At 51.3% G+C, this 16263-nt stretch carries 11 protein-coding genes; all 11 read right to left on the bottom strand.

From position 1 onward, the window contains the following. Positions 1-29: 29 nt before the first annotated feature. Positions 30-635 carry a hypothetical protein gene (locus tag WFM46_RS14660; RefSeq protein WP_336997909.1) on the bottom strand — a complete coding sequence of 202 codons (606 nt, stop codon included), beginning with the start codon at positions 633-635 and terminating at the stop codon, positions 30-32. After that, the gene (locus WFM46_RS14655; protein WP_336997908.1) at positions 632-3262 is read right to left on the bottom strand and encodes a glycoside hydrolase family 73 protein; all 2631 of its coding nucleotides are present in this window, start codon (positions 3260-3262) and stop codon (positions 632-634) included. The genes WFM46_RS14660 and WFM46_RS14655 overlap by 4 nt, the downstream gene beginning before the upstream one ends. Before the next feature lie 13 nt (positions 3263-3275). Then, positions 3276-3815 carry a DUF3828 domain-containing protein gene (locus WFM46_RS14650; RefSeq protein WP_336997907.1) on the bottom strand — a complete coding sequence of 180 codons (540 nt, stop codon included), beginning with the start codon at positions 3813-3815 and terminating at the stop codon, positions 3276-3278. A 610-nt stretch (positions 3816-4425) separates the two neighbouring features. Continuing rightward, complete coding sequence (locus WFM46_RS14645; RefSeq protein ID WP_336997906.1) at positions 4426-6783, bottom strand: type VI secretion system Vgr family protein; 2358 nt, start codon at positions 6781-6783, stop codon at positions 4426-4428. After that, positions 6780-9431, bottom strand: a complete 2652-nt coding sequence (gene tssH / locus WFM46_RS14640) for a type VI secretion system ATPase TssH (protein WP_336997905.1) — start codon at positions 9429-9431, stop codon at positions 6780-6782. Before tssH ends, WFM46_RS14645 begins: the two co-directional genes overlap by 4 nt. A 170-nt stretch (positions 9432-9601) precedes the next feature. Continuing rightward, entirely contained in the window at positions 9602-10093 is a 492-nt protein-coding gene (hcp, locus tag WFM46_RS14635) for a type VI secretion system effector Hcp (protein ID WP_103179849.1), read from the bottom strand. Between the two features lie 5 nt (positions 10094-10098). Next, positions 10099-11772: an OmpA family protein gene (locus WFM46_RS14630; protein WP_336997904.1), complete on the bottom strand. Its 1674-nt coding sequence runs from the start codon at positions 11770-11772 to the stop codon at positions 10099-10101. Further along, positions 11772-12443, bottom strand: coding sequence for a type VI secretion system protein TssL, short form (tssL, locus tag WFM46_RS14625; protein WP_336997903.1), 672 nt, complete (start codon positions 12441-12443; stop codon positions 11772-11774). The genes WFM46_RS14630 and tssL overlap by 1 nt, the downstream gene beginning before the upstream one ends. Continuing rightward, the gene (gene tssK, locus WFM46_RS14620; protein ID WP_336997902.1) at positions 12440-13780 is read right to left on the bottom strand and encodes a type VI secretion system baseplate subunit TssK; all 1341 of its coding nucleotides are present in this window, start codon (positions 13778-13780) and stop codon (positions 12440-12442) included. Before tssK ends, tssL begins: the two co-directional genes overlap by 4 nt. A 13-nt stretch (positions 13781-13793) precedes the next feature. Continuing rightward, complete coding sequence (gene tssC / locus WFM46_RS14615) at positions 13794-15329, bottom strand: type VI secretion system contractile sheath large subunit (protein ID WP_336997901.1); 1536 nt, start codon at positions 15327-15329, stop codon at positions 13794-13796. 42 nt (positions 15330-15371) lie between these two features. Further along, positions 15372-15860 (bottom strand): type VI secretion system contractile sheath small subunit, encoded by a 489-nt coding sequence (gene tssB / locus WFM46_RS14610; RefSeq protein ID WP_103179853.1) that lies wholly within the window; start codon positions 15858-15860, stop codon positions 15372-15374. Positions 15861-16263 lie beyond the last annotated feature (403 nt).

Raw genomic sequence — 16263 nt, 5'->3', positions numbered from 1 at the left:
ATTATCTTCTCTCTATGAAAATCAGCATTTTATTCAATTGGGTGAAACTTATCTATTTCATCCCCTTGGTTTGTGTAAGTTTCTTGAGTCCCTTTTTTTACCAAGATGATAAAAGGAGTGAGTTGCACGTCTTTACATTCTTCAAGTACTTTTTTGGTTATAGCGAATTTGTAGTATTTATTGTCAGTGTCATCTCCACTGATGTTGATACATTCTTCAGGTGCTGTAGTTAGTTTGTTCTTCTTTATGATATCTGGAATAATATTAAAAACAGTTTGTTCGTCACTTGATGGACCACTTGTATATCCGGTATTTTTTAAATCTGATAGTTTGAGCCATCCATCGACCGAATCGCCATTTTTCTTGAAATATAATGCAAACAAATATCCATTAAGAATGGTGTATCCTGAAACAACATCACCATTAATTAAAAATAAATTATTAATCTTGCATTGTTCACTTGGTGCGCTGTGGAAGTAAAGTCTTGTTTTCGATACAACCTTAAACATATTCATGGCATGATCTACATATGCTTGTTCCTTCTCGGCTGTTTTGGACAGTTCCGAACAAAAGTCGGTAGCATAGGAATAGCAACAAAAACCATATAATAAGATGGATAGCATGATCTTAATCATTTCAAACCTCTGCTTTTCATATAACTACCTTTCATTATAGCAATCAACTTTGAAGCATAATTAGGGTCTGTGGCATAGCCTTTATCCTGAAGACCATGAGCCCATTTTTCAGGATCATCGCTTTCAAATAGTGAGGCATATCTCTTGTTTTCAGTTAAGAATCTAGTTCTGTCGGAAATACTTTCTTCAAAAGAGTTATATGCTGCAAATTTATCCTTAATTTTAATGTTACTTCCATTGATATGTTCAGTGGTCCATATCTCAACAAATTCCTGTCCGCTTTTAGCCTTTATTCCAAAGAGATTGAAACTATATGTCTTATTGTTTAAATCAACTGGGACCTTACGCCCATACCCCGATTCATCAATGGCCTGAGCAGTTGTTATTGCCGCAGGAATACCTGATTTTTCTTGTTCTTTAAGAGCGGCCTCATAAACAGCATCAGTAAACTGTTGTTTGGTCATCTTGCTCCAATCTATATCATTTCGTGGTTTTAGAGCACCAAGGAACATTATTGGATGCATATGCCATAACGAGGGGCCTAGCTTCTCCGTGGTGACATCCTGCATCCATGCCATTTTATCAAGGAAATCTTCGCTGTATTTCTTCCATTCCGGAGCGTCTTTCTTCAGCGCATTCAGGAAAGGCTGCCAGATAGCATCGCCTTTTTTGAAGTACCAGTCGCTGGGATGTTTTACGATTGTTTTCTGAATGACGTCACGATAGTCAGGATTATGAAGTGCTCTCCAGTATTCCATTGGAGAGTAACGGTCGTTTCCACTATCAATTTTATCAAGAAGGCGCTGATAATTATGCTTCACCAGTGCATGACTGGTCCGGGTATCACCGGTCGCAGCCTCGTAAAGTGCGTTGATAAGACTGCGGAAGAAACCAACAGGCTGGTTTTTCCCATCCAGGTAATCAAAGCTGGCAGGCTCAGCGGTTTCAGTCCTGAAACCCAACTTTGCCAGATCATACTGTGACAACAGTTGAGGCTCTGCCTGGCCTTTGGGCACGTAGGCATTCTCTGGCCGTAGCTGCCAGTATTCCTGTTTTGTTGATTTATCCGTTTCAGTTGTGACTTTGCTCAACGGTAGAATGCCTGCCCGCGTTGTTGATGTCGCTCCTTTTGAGAAAGTGCCTTTCGCGACATCTTTTATGTACAGAGCAAGGCCAGGAGAATACTTCAGCCAGAGCGGGTTTTTCTCCCCCACTTTCTCTGGGTTGGTCAGGAATTTCTCCAGATTATCATCCATGCTGGTACATTCGATATGTACCTGGTATCGTGCCTCATAACCACCATCCTTTGGTGCCTGATAGTAGCCCATGTGCCCAATCGCGTCACCAGCCTTAATAGGGAGCGGTGAACTGAGACTAACTGTTTTATCGAGTACCATGACTTCTTTTGCTGGTGGAGCCAAATGATCCCACCAGCCAGGGCCACTTCCTGGCGCTGGTTTAATATTGTTATTGTCGACCAGCATCCAGACTCTTTGGCCCGATTTCAGTTTTCCGCTATCCGCGTTCAGGGTCGCCAGTCCATAAGTACGTCCCCCTTGGGTGGCGGCGAGGGAAGTATTTGAGGCATCCCAGGTAACAGGAGTCCCTTTGTTTACATTGCCTGCACTCGCTGGCCTCTGGTCGCTGCGGCTCAAATCCATAATCAACCAGTCGGCTTCTGAATATCCAGAGAGCGTATCCTGAGTTATCCAGTGGATTTTTTTCGCACTTTCATAGGCTGAATACGGTGCAAGATGCATATACAAGGTGTAGAAATGTAGTCCGCTGGACTCTTTCTCACCTGGTTGAATATAGTGTTTTACCAGGACAAATGACCCCGAAAAACTTAGTGGACCAGATTCCCAGCCTAGCGTCAGATAATCCTTGCAGACACGATAAGCAACGACTTCCCCATCAGCCATGCAACGTATAGCCTGCTCGCCTTTGAAAGCAACCGGGAAATCAAATGCCTCCAGAGGTGCTTTGCCACTGAGAGCACACCATGGCGTCGTTGCATGTGTGATATGTATACCGCCATGCCACATCCCGCTACGGCCAATCGCGTATTGTCCGGTAGACTCCCCATCCAGATGTGAAAGGATATCCTCCAGGCTCCCAAATTCACTTCCTCGGTTGTTAGAGGGGATCGGCCATACTATTTTGATAGGCTGATTTTTTCCGCCACTACTACTATCAGAAGCAGTATTGTCATTGTAACGATAAAGGATATATGCGGGCTTTACATTTCGATATTGTTGGCCGGGATAGAATCCTCGAAGTTGAATAAAGTCTGAAACCCAGTTTGTACCATTAAACAAAGCAATATGGCCATGAGGATGCCCATCAATAGGTTGAATAATAACAACATCACCTGCTTGTTGTCCTGGTATAATTGCTGTGTCTGTAGGGCCTGAACCTGTATAAGAATAAACAGGCTTAAATCCTACGGTCTCAAAAGATGGGCCGTAATCACATGCTGACGCGGAGTTGCCAATCCTTGGCGGTGGGATCTTAATTTTGACACCACCAGCCTCCACGGCCCTTCTGACGTATGCAGCGCACTTCCCAAGACTTCTTGGTTCAACATGACTATTTATGTAACTAACGGATGCACTATTATTCCACATGGATTCAGCCTTTTTATTCCGTTACGCTGATGATTTTCCAGCTACTGTCGATTTTTTTAAGGAAAACATGGAGTGAGTTTTTAGGTTCAGAATCATCACCCAGAACAACCCCAACCACAGACTTATTTCCATTTTCCGTAATAGTACTGGTCTTAATATTCAGCTTCCAGGAGGGGTATGTCTCTTGAGACTTAGTGAAATAATTGACGTCAGACTCAACCCAAACACCGTACCAGTCACAAATATAGTTCCCTTTATATTGTTTGCACTCGTGTTTTTGTGAACATTTTTTCTCTAGTTCTGATGTAGACACAGAATCGTCAGAATCATAATTACACATTATGGAATCAGTGATGCTATTCATCAGTTGGCCAGATACGTATTTTTTGATTATTGCATTATTATTCCCTGTATCATCCTTGAGATACTCAGAGTAAAAATTATGAACAATATCTGCTGGTTTTATAGATTCAGCAGAAAGCGCCACATGTGAACAAGTAAGGAGGAAGGCGTAAAAAAAAGCATGGAATACGTTTGGGGTTGATAATTTCATATTGAATTCTCACTCGTTAAAATTTGCAGCTATCAAACTCATTTTCAATATAACGGAAACACCTGCAAGTTTTGAACTTATGGTGCTAAGAGCAGTGATTTGAGTGAGCATTGTCTCTCTCCGTTAGTTCTCGTTGCAATGGCCTGTTTTTCTGGATATGAATTTCACCGAATTCATTAACCATTTGTCATTCTTGAGAACAAGGCTGATATCATATTTTGACTCACTATCAGCATGGCAAAGCGTTAACTCAGCGGCAACCTTATCACTGCCCGCAGGCGATGTTTTAACTGCAATTTCATTTACTCAGTCAGGACATATATCCTGAGCATCTACAAAATAATCTGCGCCAGAATCATTATCACTATTAAGTTGCTGAAGATGTTTCGTTGTATAGGTATCAATTGCGTTCTGGCTTTTCTCTGCACCACACTCCATATCAGGATCATTCCATGCAGTGAGATAATCAAAGTAAAACGTTTTAACAACGAACTCTGGACTTTTCGCATTGAGTGTTGGTTTGTTATTCTCTCCAAAGCTGAGGTTTGGAAGTGTCGAAAAAATGAAAGTGAATAACAGCAGTGATTTTTTGAGTTTGGTTTCATTTTAATCAGTCATTAAAAGATTTGCTGCTGATTTTGCTTTCCTGAGTGATATCCGTCAGGCTGAAATTGGGGGTTTCGTTGGGAAGATTTGCGCCTGAGCCTGGTACCAGATAGTCCGACGTCTTGATAATGAACTCACCTGATGAACCATGTTCAATGCCGTTCTTACTCAGCCTCAGGTAAGACCCGCCGCCGTTAAGCGTCAGCGTTTCCGGGGTGCTGATAATAATTTCATCTTCACTACTGGTCACCGTCAGCTGTTTTTCAGAAAACAGGGCCATCGTGTTGTGCTGAGCCTGAATCTCGATGTCTCCCTGGTTGGCAACCAGCTTAGCCCCTTCTTTATGGACAAACATACCCAGAGCTTTTTCTACCGTGACAGACAGATTTTTCATTGCACCGATATCAAGATGTTGACCGGCATTGATCATGGTATTGCGGGTACTGCTGAGCTGAAGATGTTCACCTGAGGTAAATGCCACCCCCTGCGGAGCACTACCCAGCAGGACCGAAGACTGGAGGTCTTTGATTTTGTCGGTTACGAGACTAATCTGGGTATTGATGTCAGAGACCAGGGCTCCGGCGGCTTCAGCGGCGCTGTTCAGGGCCTGCATCTGGCTGTTGGCCTGGTTAATCTGGTTAATCGCAGGCGCCATTTCCAGTACCGGTCCCTGAGCTTTGGCCTGGGCATCAGCCGTCAGGAACAGCCCTTTTGCCGCACGTACAGCGCCATGCTCATCCGTTCGCAGCTCAAAACCGGCCCCGCGCTTTTCACGCTGGCTGTTGACCAGGTGTCCCATGTTCAGCTGCGTTTTGCCATATTCTGTCGCGAGCTTGATATGTTCTTCCTGGCGTTTATCCTCCATCCGCAGCTTATTGTTCGCCGGAGTGCGCCACACGTTCCGCGTATGATTGTCGCTGGTGACATGGTCCGGATGTTCTGAATCATGCAGGGCATAAGCAATGTAGGGACGATCCGGGTCTCCGCCGTCAAATACGACGGCCACTTCCGTTCCGTCGATAAGCGGTGAGTGGAATCCATACGTATCACCGGCATAGGGTTTAGCCAGCCGCAGCCACAGATAGGCATAGCCCTGTTCAGGACTGCTGCGGTCGAAGTCCAGTTTAACCCGGTAGCGCCCGTCCGGGTCGAGCCAGGAATAGGAGTCGCCTTTCTGTGTGCTTTCCACCCGGGCCGGGAGTGAACCTGATATCACCGGGCGATTGAGCAGTGCCGGACGCCAGCAGACAGTTTCGCTATAGGGGATGCCCTCAAACCTCAGCGTAAAGCTGCTTTTGCGTGAACCGCTGGTGCGCACCGTGGTGATGACGATGCCTTCTTTCACGGCATCGGGTAACCTGCCGTCAGTTTCAAGTACCTGACCCGGAGCCAGATGAGGGCTGGAGGAGCGCCCACTGACGCGATATTGCGCATTCAGAATACGTTCGTGACGCAGGTGGGCGAAATATGCACCGGACTCTGTACTTTCAGCGTCACCTGCTGTCAGGAAGGGTTCCGCATAATGGTACGTTTCCCCGGTAGTGATCCCTTCCCTGCTGAAAATACTTTCGGAACTGTCCTGAGGTTTCAGTGCTTCACGGTAGTTGTAGTCACGGGTGGCCACGCTCCCGCTCACCACCTTGTATGCGGTCTGAATATCCCAGATACTCTCCTGGCCACTGTCACTCATCCCGGCCTGGTTGCGTAATGGCAGGGTGACACCAAATTCATACTGCTGCTGACTGTCCTGAAAAATCACCACGTCCTGCTCAAGACGGCTGTCCATTTCATAACGCCAGTAAATACCGACTTCAGCCAGCAGGCGCTGAATAAATTCAAGGTCAGTTTCCCGCCATTGAGTAATGAGCTCACGGGCCGGATACTCGCGGGACAGGCGGAATTCAAAATCTGCCCCCTCCAGCCCGTGTTTACGCAGGATCTGTTCAACCACTTCCGTAACCGACTGGTTGAGGAAAATCTGGCTACCCTTCGTAAAGCCAAGAAGCGCGATACGGGGAACCAGCGTCAGTGCATAACGGGTATCATCATTTGATGTGGATATCCGGCGAAATGATTCCACCACGCCGAAAACCGTCCTGACCGGCAGCGCCGGTGTTCCGTCAAACATCCGGGTCTGGAAGGTAAATGACGCAGGCTTCAGCAGTAACGAATCACAGCCAATATCCGCAGAGGAACAGGTGACTGTCATATCATACCGCCATGGCTGGCTGAGTGACTCAACCGCACTGTAACGCAGAACATCCAGGAAATCGCCGCATCCACGCACATCAACCCGGTAACGTGACTGCCCTGAAACCTGTTGCACCGCATTGGTTGCCTTGTTGATCAGGGAACTGCTCATGGTGCCTCTCCTTCTGTTGGCTCATGAAACGCCAGCACAATCCCCTCCTCTTCATCCCAACCCATCGTCAGGCGCTGCGGCTTCTGTCCTACCGCCATATGAGTGAGCAACTGCTGGCTCAATACCGGCAGGATTTGCTGGTTAAGCAGGCTGTCGATATTGCGCGCCCCGGTATCCGGCAGCAGGCAGGCGGCGGTCAGCGCGTCATACAGGCTTTCGCCGATCTCCGTCGTCATTCCGTAGTGTCGTTGCAGACGTGTGCTCACCTGAGCCAGCTTCATACCGACGATGCTGCGCATGGCCTCCCGCGCCAGCGGACGGTAAATCACGGTCTGGAAACGGGCCAGTAGGGCTGGCTGAAAATGGTCGCGTAAAATCGGGCGCAGCAGTTCGTGCAGGTCACCTTCGGTGGCCTCCGGCTGTTCGTCCAGCATCTGCATGATATGGTCGCTGCCGAGGTTGGAAGTCATCAAAATCACCGTGTTACGGAAGTCGATTTCCCGCCCCTCGCCGTCGCGCATAAAACCGCGGTCAAAGACCTGATAGAACAGGTTCATCACGTCCCGGTGCGCCTTTTCCACTTCGTCCAGCAGCACCACGCTGTATGGACGCTTGCGTACCGCTTCGGTGAGGATGCCGCCCTGGCCGTAGCCGACGTAGCCCGGAGGCGCCCCCTTGAGCTGGGAGACGGTGTGCGGCTCCTGGTATTCGGAGAGATTGATGGTGATAAGGGATTTCTCGCCGCCGAACAGTTCATCGGCAAGCGCCAGCGCGGTTTCGGTTTTGCCGGTGCCGCTTGGACCGGTCAGCAGGAACACACCCTGCGGGCCATTCTCCGGCGCAAGCCCGGTTTTTGAGGCGCGCAGGCGCTGCGCAATAGCGTTCAGCGCGGCATCCTGGCCCACCACACGTTTGCTCAGACTGGTTTCCAGACTCAGCAGTTCCGTCTGCTCATCCTTCATTAATGAAGAGAGCGGCACGCCGGTCCAGTCGGCAATGACGGTGGCGACAGTACGCGTGTCCACGTCCAGCCCAAGCAACGGGTTACCCTGCTGAACTACTCTCAGTTGCTGTTGCAGGTCGGCAATCTCCGCCTGACGCGAGATATCCGCGCGGCAGGCGAGCAGTTCTTCTGTGAGTTTCAGCTCCTGGCCGTACTGCGTTTCCAGCGCGTCGAGCTGCAGGATAATGTTGATTTCGTCCTGTTCGATGGCGGCCAGGCGCTCTCCATGGGTGGCGTGACCCACCGCCATATCCTCCAGCAGGGCCTGCTTTTCCATCGCCAGGGCCGTGAGCTGCGCCTTCATCCGGGTTAGCGGTTCCGGCACAGTGTCAAGGCTCATGCGAATACGCGCCGAGGCGGTGTCCAGCAGGTCCACCGCCTTGTCCGGCAGCTGACGGCCGGTGAGGTAACGCCTGGAGAGGATAACGGCGGCTCTAACGGCTTCATCCGTAATGTGCACCCCGTGGTGATGCGCATAGCGGGATTTTAGCCCCCGGAGCATCAGGCAGGCGGTGTCGTCGTCCGGCTCGTCAACCTTAACCATCTGGAAGCGGCGCTCCAGGGCAGCATCGCGTTCGAAGTACTGCTTGTACTCGCTCCAGGTGGTGGCGGCGATGGTGCGCAGTTCACCGCGGGCCAGGGCCGGTTTCAGCAGGTTGGCTGCATCCGCCCCGCCCGCCTGATTGCCTGCGCCGATAATGGTGTGGGCCTCGTCAATGAAAAGGAGAACCGGCAGTGGCGATTGCTGCACCGCGTCTATGATGTTTTTCAGCCGCTGTTCGAACTCACCCTTCACACCTGCACCCGCCTGCAGCAGCCCAAGGTCAAGGGTGCGCACCGAAACAGGTTTAAGCGCATCCGGCACATTGCCTTCCGCAATGCGCAGCGCCAGCCCCTCCACCAGCGCGGTCTTGCCGACACCCGGCTCGCCTACCAGAATCGGGTTGTTCTTGCGGCGTCTTGAGAGAATGTCCACCATCTGGCGGATTTCATTATCCCGGCCAAACACCGGGTCGATTTTACCCTCGCGAGCGCGGGCGGTGACGTCGAGGGTGAACTTATCCAACGCGTTCTGCAGGGCCGGATTCAGTTCCCCTTCTTTTACACCGGCATCAACCGGCCGGCCGATAAATTCCACCTCACCGCCCTGCGTCATCTCAGCCTCCTGCTGCACCTCCGGTCGCTCGTCCGACTGCGCATCCAGCAATGGACGTAAACGCTCCAGTTGACTCTGGGCCAGCGTTAACAGCGGCCACAGACCATCGCAGCGGGCCAGACTCTGTTTTTCCACCAGCGCCATCAGCAGGTGAATGCTGCGAATGTGCTCCTCCCCTGCCAGCGAGGCGCGCAGCCAGGCATCCTGCATTAACAACTGCACCGCGTCCGAAAGCTGCGGACGGCTGCGCACTGAGCGCGGCAGTGAATCCATGAACACCAGCAAATCCTGCCAGATGGCGTCCATATCCCATTCATAGCGCCGCGCCAGTACCGTCAGATCGCCCTCGCCCTGCTCCAGCAGTTTCAGCAGCCAGTGCTCAGGCAAGATTTCCGCATGGGACCGGGTCTGGCACAGGGAGGCAGCGCCCTCCATCGCACGGGCACAGTAAGGATTAAGACGACGTAACAGGATGGCTGGATTTTCCATGAGATTCTCTCTTTATCAGTTCCGGACACGCTACCGCCCGTCGCTTTTCCTCATTTAAGGAACCCAAAGCGCATTCGGTCAGGCTGGCAGATTGTGTTTTTCTTTGCTGAATACCCGGAGGACCAGGTACTCAGCAAAAAAAGCAGACGGAGAACCGTCTGCTCAGGAAATCAGGCAGTAGCGCGTTCATTCCAGGAATCGGAATGAATGATGTTGCCGTCTTTATAGGTCCAGGTGATTTTTTCGTAGCGCAGCTCAATCTGTTCCAGATGGTTGTGCTTCTCTTTGGAGGGGTCCTTGATGTCGTGCATCAGCGGGTTGACCTTCACCACCTTCACGTTCTCAAGTTTCGTGTTGAAGTACTCCACTTCCTGACCCGCATCGTTGATTTTGTACCACTTGAATTCCGCAGACTTCAGGGTCTGACCGGTGGTCACCGCCTTGTACAGGTACGGGCTGGAGGAGTCGATTTCCTTGGTGAACAGGAACGGGGTGTGGATACGCGTGCCGGTCAGCTTGCCGGTGTTATTGTCGGTCGGGATGTACAGATTGTGCTCCTGCGCGACCACCTCGATGCTGCCTTCACGGTCCTTCACGTCTACGGAACCTTTAATGTCCGCGCCGCCGTCATCCTTCAGCCACAGATAAACTGGAATTGCCATGTTAATTACTCCATTTCATTTTTTGATACGTCATCATCCTGAGATGACGCAGGGGTGTTGCCCGGTAACTGACAGGCATTTGCCTGCGGTACCAGACTGATTTCGACACGGCGATTAAGCGCGCGGCCTTCTGTCGTGTCGTTGGTGGCGACGGGTCGGCTTTCGCCGTAGCCCTGCACCGCAAAACAGCTCTCCGGCACGTCGCCGGTGTCGCGCATCCAGTCGCGAACGGATTCGGCGCGTTTCAAGGAAAGCGACTGGTTGGATTTTTCATCACCCACGCTGTCGGTATGGCCCGCCACTACGATAAGCCAGCCGGGCTTCGCCTTAATCCCGACCAGTGAGTTCACCAGTAGCCTGGTAGATCCGGGTTTCAGCGCCCATTTGCCGGTGTCAAAGAGAGACATACTGTCGAGGCGGATAATTTTTGGTTGTGGCTCAGGCTCATTTGTCGAAGGGGGCACATACGTGTCAATTGCCTTCTGTAACGCCAGCCATAAACGCTGGCCAGGGTAATAACCCAGTGCATACCGGAGGGGTTCCCCCTGTCGCTGCCAGCGCTCCAGCAGAAGAGCATCCTGTTTAAGCGCCGCGAGCGACTTCGCCTTAGGCTCATAATGATTCATTGGAATGTCATACCAGCGCTGCAAATTCGTTCCGACGTGGCGAATCAACGCCGCGTTATTCAGAGCAGAAAAAGCCAAAGCAATCAGAATACATACCAGAATCCATAAGGCGAGACGACGAGTGCGCTGCCCACCCTGCACGGGAGCACAGTAAGGCGCCAGCATCGGTAACACCGCATCAGGAAAACGTCCTGATGCTTTCGCAGCTCCGACTGCCTGCGGTAAAATCAGATGCGTCAGGCGATACAAGTGGTGCGACCACAGTGAAGCTGCGTCAGTAGATGCCTTACCACTTCTTAAAAGGACAGCAAACGGATGAACCGCCGGAAACAGCCGATCGTCTTTTGCCAGTTCATCCATCAGAATGATGCGCATAAAAGTAAAAGCTTCCCGAATGACTGGCATCAGCACCATAGGATTTTCTTGTTGCCAGTCATCCAAAGCCTGTGGTGTATCATCAACCGGATAAACAACTGGTTTATCGCCGCGCACGACAAGCCATGGGGTTTCTGGGCCGGAAAACTCACCACTCAGCATCACCGGCACAGAAAATCCGGCAATCTGATTAAGTTGCTTCATTTGCTGGCGCAACGTTTTCAGTGACGCGCGCAACACGGCTTCATCCTGATGTTTGTCGGGCTGGCAGGAATACATAACAGAAAGTTGTCCGAGCTGACGCGGCTGTTGTTCATGAATGCCGCGAACAACGTCGCTTAGCCTGTTGACGTCATTAACCCGAAACCACCAGCCCTGTGCGGTTTTGCGCATTGTTTGTCCAGAAAATAATGCGTCCAGTTCATCCCCGCAGACGAGAACAACAGGACCTCCGGCATCAAACACAGGCAGCTCACAGAGAGATGCTTCATCCTCGGCTATCATCTTGCCAGTGCTGCTTTTTAAGCAGACCAGCCAGATCGCCATCGCAGCTATGCACAGCGTTATCACGCCTTTAAACAGCGTACCTACAGGAATAAATCCCCACAGCAGCCATAAAAGTGCCGCGACACCCACCAGAACGTGAAAGGTCAGAGATACCAGGACTGATTTACGCATTAGTGAGACAACTCCGGTAATTGCTCTGACAACAGAGCCTGGAGCCAGAGGTGCCCTCCCCACCACACAATGCCAGTGACCACAATAGCCGCAGCAATCCAGAACCAAACGGAGCGCAGCAGGCTATAGCGATGCTTGCCGGCCCCACGCACCACCAACGAGATGTCTGCATCCAGAGGCGGGACTCGCTCAGCAAGCGCGTTAATCACTTCTTCGCGCTGTAACTGGCTGACTGAACGGCTATACAATCCGCGGAACCCCAGTGCTATTACCCGGTGGTAACAGATCAGAACAGCCATAACCGGCGCAGGCTGGCGTAATATTTCAGCGATACGATCCCAGAGAGCTTCCCCTGCGTATAGCGAACCAAAATAGCGCGCCTGCAGCGGCGCTTTTCGCCAGGCAGCCTGACCTGCCTCAACATCGTCGCCCTCACGCGGCGTTCTACTCATTACCACTTCGTCAAGCAACGCACATTGCGCATAGGAAATATGCTCAATACTGACCTCGTCGTATCCGGCAAGATCCAGCGCCTCGCGCACGCTTTCCACGTGTTTGCAGCAGGTGTCGTAGAGCACATTACCGTCGGACGTTGTTGCGCCGTTTTTGAGCATAGTGACGGTAAGCCAGGTTTCCGCCATCACTTCATCAATATCAATGTCTTTTCTCATGATCGCAGTACCGCAAACAGTTCAAGATCAAGCCGACCCAACAAAGCTGGCACGTAGAACATGCAAATCCCCTGTTCCAGCATGTCTCGGGCCGCGGCACTCTCCATGTCCAGCGCGAAATACTGGTTTTCCATCCGCACCGGCAGCGCTGCCGGAACGCGGTTGACGGCAATAAGCGGGATCCCCCGCAGTGCGACGGTGGAAATAGCATTCACATCATCCGGTGAACCTGCCTTACATAATGCAGGGAATTTCTCCGCCAGTTGCCAGGCGGGAACGTCAGACCTGACAGACAAATAGAGATCAGCTTCTTCGCGCAGACGAATATCATGCAGCGAGGCTTTCCAGGTCTGCTCGTCCGGTCGAAGCATGTCCAGCGCGATAACACGGGACGGCAGACTGGCTTCAAGCAATCCAGTAATCAGCTCAAAAAGTGGAGGAAACGTTTTTTCTGGTTCGGCATGGTCATAGCCGGGAATGGCGTCCAGGTCGCTGTCGAGAGAAAACGTCAGCATACTGCCAGCCAGCCTCGCGAGTTCCGCCCACACCTGCTCCGGAGGGCGGGCTGGAAAACGTTCGAATTCTGTCAGTACCCGCGCATGCGAGTTCAGCGCATTGAGCAGCCAGAAAAGAGAGACGTCTGCCACAGCAAAATCAGCCAGTCGCTCATTGCTTTCACGACGCATGGACATCAAACGCTGACGACGGGCGCGAAGCTGACGGTTTAATAACACCAGTCTTTCACGCATCGTCGGGCTTGCAGAGAACAATGCCATTGGCGGTATAAATGACGGGTCCTGACGCCATCCTTGTCCGTCGCGAATCAAACGCACAACGGGGCAGCACTGCCACGACGCGTTATCTTCGTGTTCAAAACGTATCGCCAGATTAAAGCGGGCGACAGCGACGGATTCTTCCTCGCTACTAAAAGCATCCTGAACATTGACCCACTCTTCGCGGTAGCGAAGCGGCCGATCAGCCATCGCCGAGTCCTGCTGCACGTTATTCAGCCCGGACTGCATAAGCGGCAGGGCAATCACTACCGTGACCGCCTCGGCATGCTGCGCCAGCTCCAGCTCGCGCGGTTCTGGTGGCAGATCGCTGACTGCTGTATCTATCAACGTACCATCGGGCAGCCAGAGCCGCAGGTGTGTAATCTGGATCAGGCCTGTGCCCAACAGCCTGTCATCAAATTCAACCCGCTCCACGCCCCACGAAAATGTCGTTGCGAGCGCCGCAACGCCTGCGCTGCGGAAAGTTTCCCATTCTGACTGTTGCTGGAATTGCTGAGGGGACAACAGCGCCCCCTCGTTCCACAGCGGACGATAAATTTTCATCCCTGCTCCCGCCTTATGCTTTCGCTTTCGGCATCTGGCTCACCAGCGACAGATTCACGTCCATACCTTCTACCTGGAAGTGTGGCACGGCGTACAGTCGCACGCGGAAGAAGCCCGGGTTGTCCTCAATGTCTTCCACCACCACTTTTGCGTCGCGCAGCGGGTGAGAAGCCTGCAGTTCATCGCCCGGATCGGTCATTTCAGTGACCAGACCTTTCACCCAGGTGTTGAGCTCAAGCTCCAGCAGACGGCGGTCTTTAGTGGTCCCGATGTTTTCGCGCTGAATCAGCTTCAGATAGTGGGCAATGCGTGACAACAGGAAGATGTACGGCAGGCGCGCGTTGATACGGCTGTTGGCCGTCGCATCGGCAGTATCGTACAGGGCCGGTTTCTGGGCTGAGTTCGCCGAGAAGAAGCAGGCGTAGTCGCGGTTTTTGTAGTACGACAACGGGATGAAACCGAGATTCGCAAACTCAAATTCGCGGGTCTCCGGGATCATCACCTCAGACGGGATCTTCACCTGGTTGCCGGTGCCGAGATCGTACAGGTGGATCGGCAGATCTTTCACCGCCCCGCCCGCCTGTGGACCACGGATCTGCACGCACCAGCCGTTGTTGATAAAGCTCTTCACCATGTTGGAGGCGAAGGAGAATGACGCGCTGGTCCACAGGTATTTTTCGTGATCCGGGCCTTTCACCTGCTCAACGTAGTTGAAGCTGCGCACCGGCACGGTGTCCGGACCATACGGCAGACGCCCCAGCACCCGCGGCATTACCAGGCCGATATAGCGGGCGTCGTCGGTGTCGCGGAACGATTTCCACTTGATGTACTCGGCGCGGTCGAAGTAGTTGCCGATATCTTTGATCGCAGCCACCTCTTCCATCGACTCTTTCAGGAAGAACTTCGGACCGACGGAGCCGATAAACGGCATATGCGCTGCGGCAGATACTTTGGAGATGTTGCGTAGTAGCGCCACGTCCTGCGGGCTGGCGTCAAACTCATAAGCCGATATCACCGAGCCAATCGGTTCACCGCCCGGGGTGTCGTATTCAGCTGTATAGGTGTGCCAGTAAAGCCCGCTCTGAATGAGCTCCGGTGCGTCTTCAAAGTCCTGGCGCAGAGCGTCTTTTGAAACATCCAGAATTTCGGTTTTCACATTCTGGCGATAGTCTGTGTTATCCACCAGCTGCTTCAGGCCACGCCACAGGGATTCCACTTTCTGGAATTCGGTATGGTGCATCACCGCATCGAGCTGGCGGCTGATCTGAAAATCAAGTTCTGCGATATGGTGGTCAATCAACGTTTTGTCGAGCTTTTCCACCTGTTGTCCGGAACGGCGGATGCACTCCATAAACACCTGCATCGCCGCAGTCAGACGTTCACCTGCTGACGCATCAGCCAGCGCGGCGTCATCCAGAAACGCATTAATATCGCCCAGGCTGGAGGCTGGGGTCAGATTGATTTTTTCAAACAGAGAGGCGTAAACACCCTCTTTTTCCAGTACAGTAGTTTGCCCCTGAGCAGAGCCATTTTCAGTATTTAAAGACATCAGCATATTCCCGGTTAATCCATTAAAAGAGACTTCCACACATTATTTCGGGGCAAGCGCACTCATTTCGTCACGTAACTCCTGAGTTAGCGCCGGATCCTTAAGAATTTTCTCGAGCTCTTTTCTGAAAGTGGCGTTATCCAGCAGGTTAGATTTGAGGTCGCGTAATAAATTACGCATGGCCAGCATCGCGCGGAGTTGAGGAATTTGACGGGCAACCTGTTCTGGTTCGAAATCCTTCATGGAGGAAAACTGCAGGCGGATGTTTTCTTCACCGTCGCCAGAAAGCGTATTCTGTACGGCCAGATTAATCTCGGGGTTAAACTCTGCAAGTACGCTATCGAAGTTGTTTTTATTGATGTTTATTTTTTCCCGCTCCGATAACATGCGGGTCTCCTTACCGTTACTGAAATCGCCAACAGTAAGAATTTTAAGGGGTAATTCAACTTTCTTCTGTGCGCCTCCTGTGTGTAAAGCCAATTTTAAATTTATTCGTGCCTTAGGCACTTCATTCTGAAACGAATCAGCCATAGCGGTCCCTTTTCCTTAAGGAATAGTTGTCGAGTAAAACCACGTTTATTAACGGACAGATAGTAGAACAAAGAATTACACTGGATCAACTAACTATTAATCCAAAGCGAGACTTTACACATACTCTTGTCCTCAATTCGATTAGCAAGTACTGATATCTGACCTGCAAATATTAAAAGGAGGAATCTCACGTAAATAAACAGAAGCGAATACATAACAAATATGCATATTATATTTATTTTAAATGATTTATATAAATTAACTCAAGCCATGAATTAATGATAATTACGCGTGAGAGCGAAAAAAATGGCGCCTCAATCAGCGCCATTTACAAGGTGGGCAATATTCATCGCACGAAACGCCACATACAGAGCATACACCGCCCATCCGGTAATCTTCGGGC

Origin of the sequence: Leclercia sp. M50 (assembly GCF_037150775.1) — a bacterium.
GTDB lineage: Bacteria > Pseudomonadota > Gammaproteobacteria > Enterobacterales > Enterobacteriaceae > Enterobacter.
The sequence above is the reverse complement of the archived record's forward strand: the minus strand, read 5'-3'. Positions and strand labels throughout refer to the sequence as shown.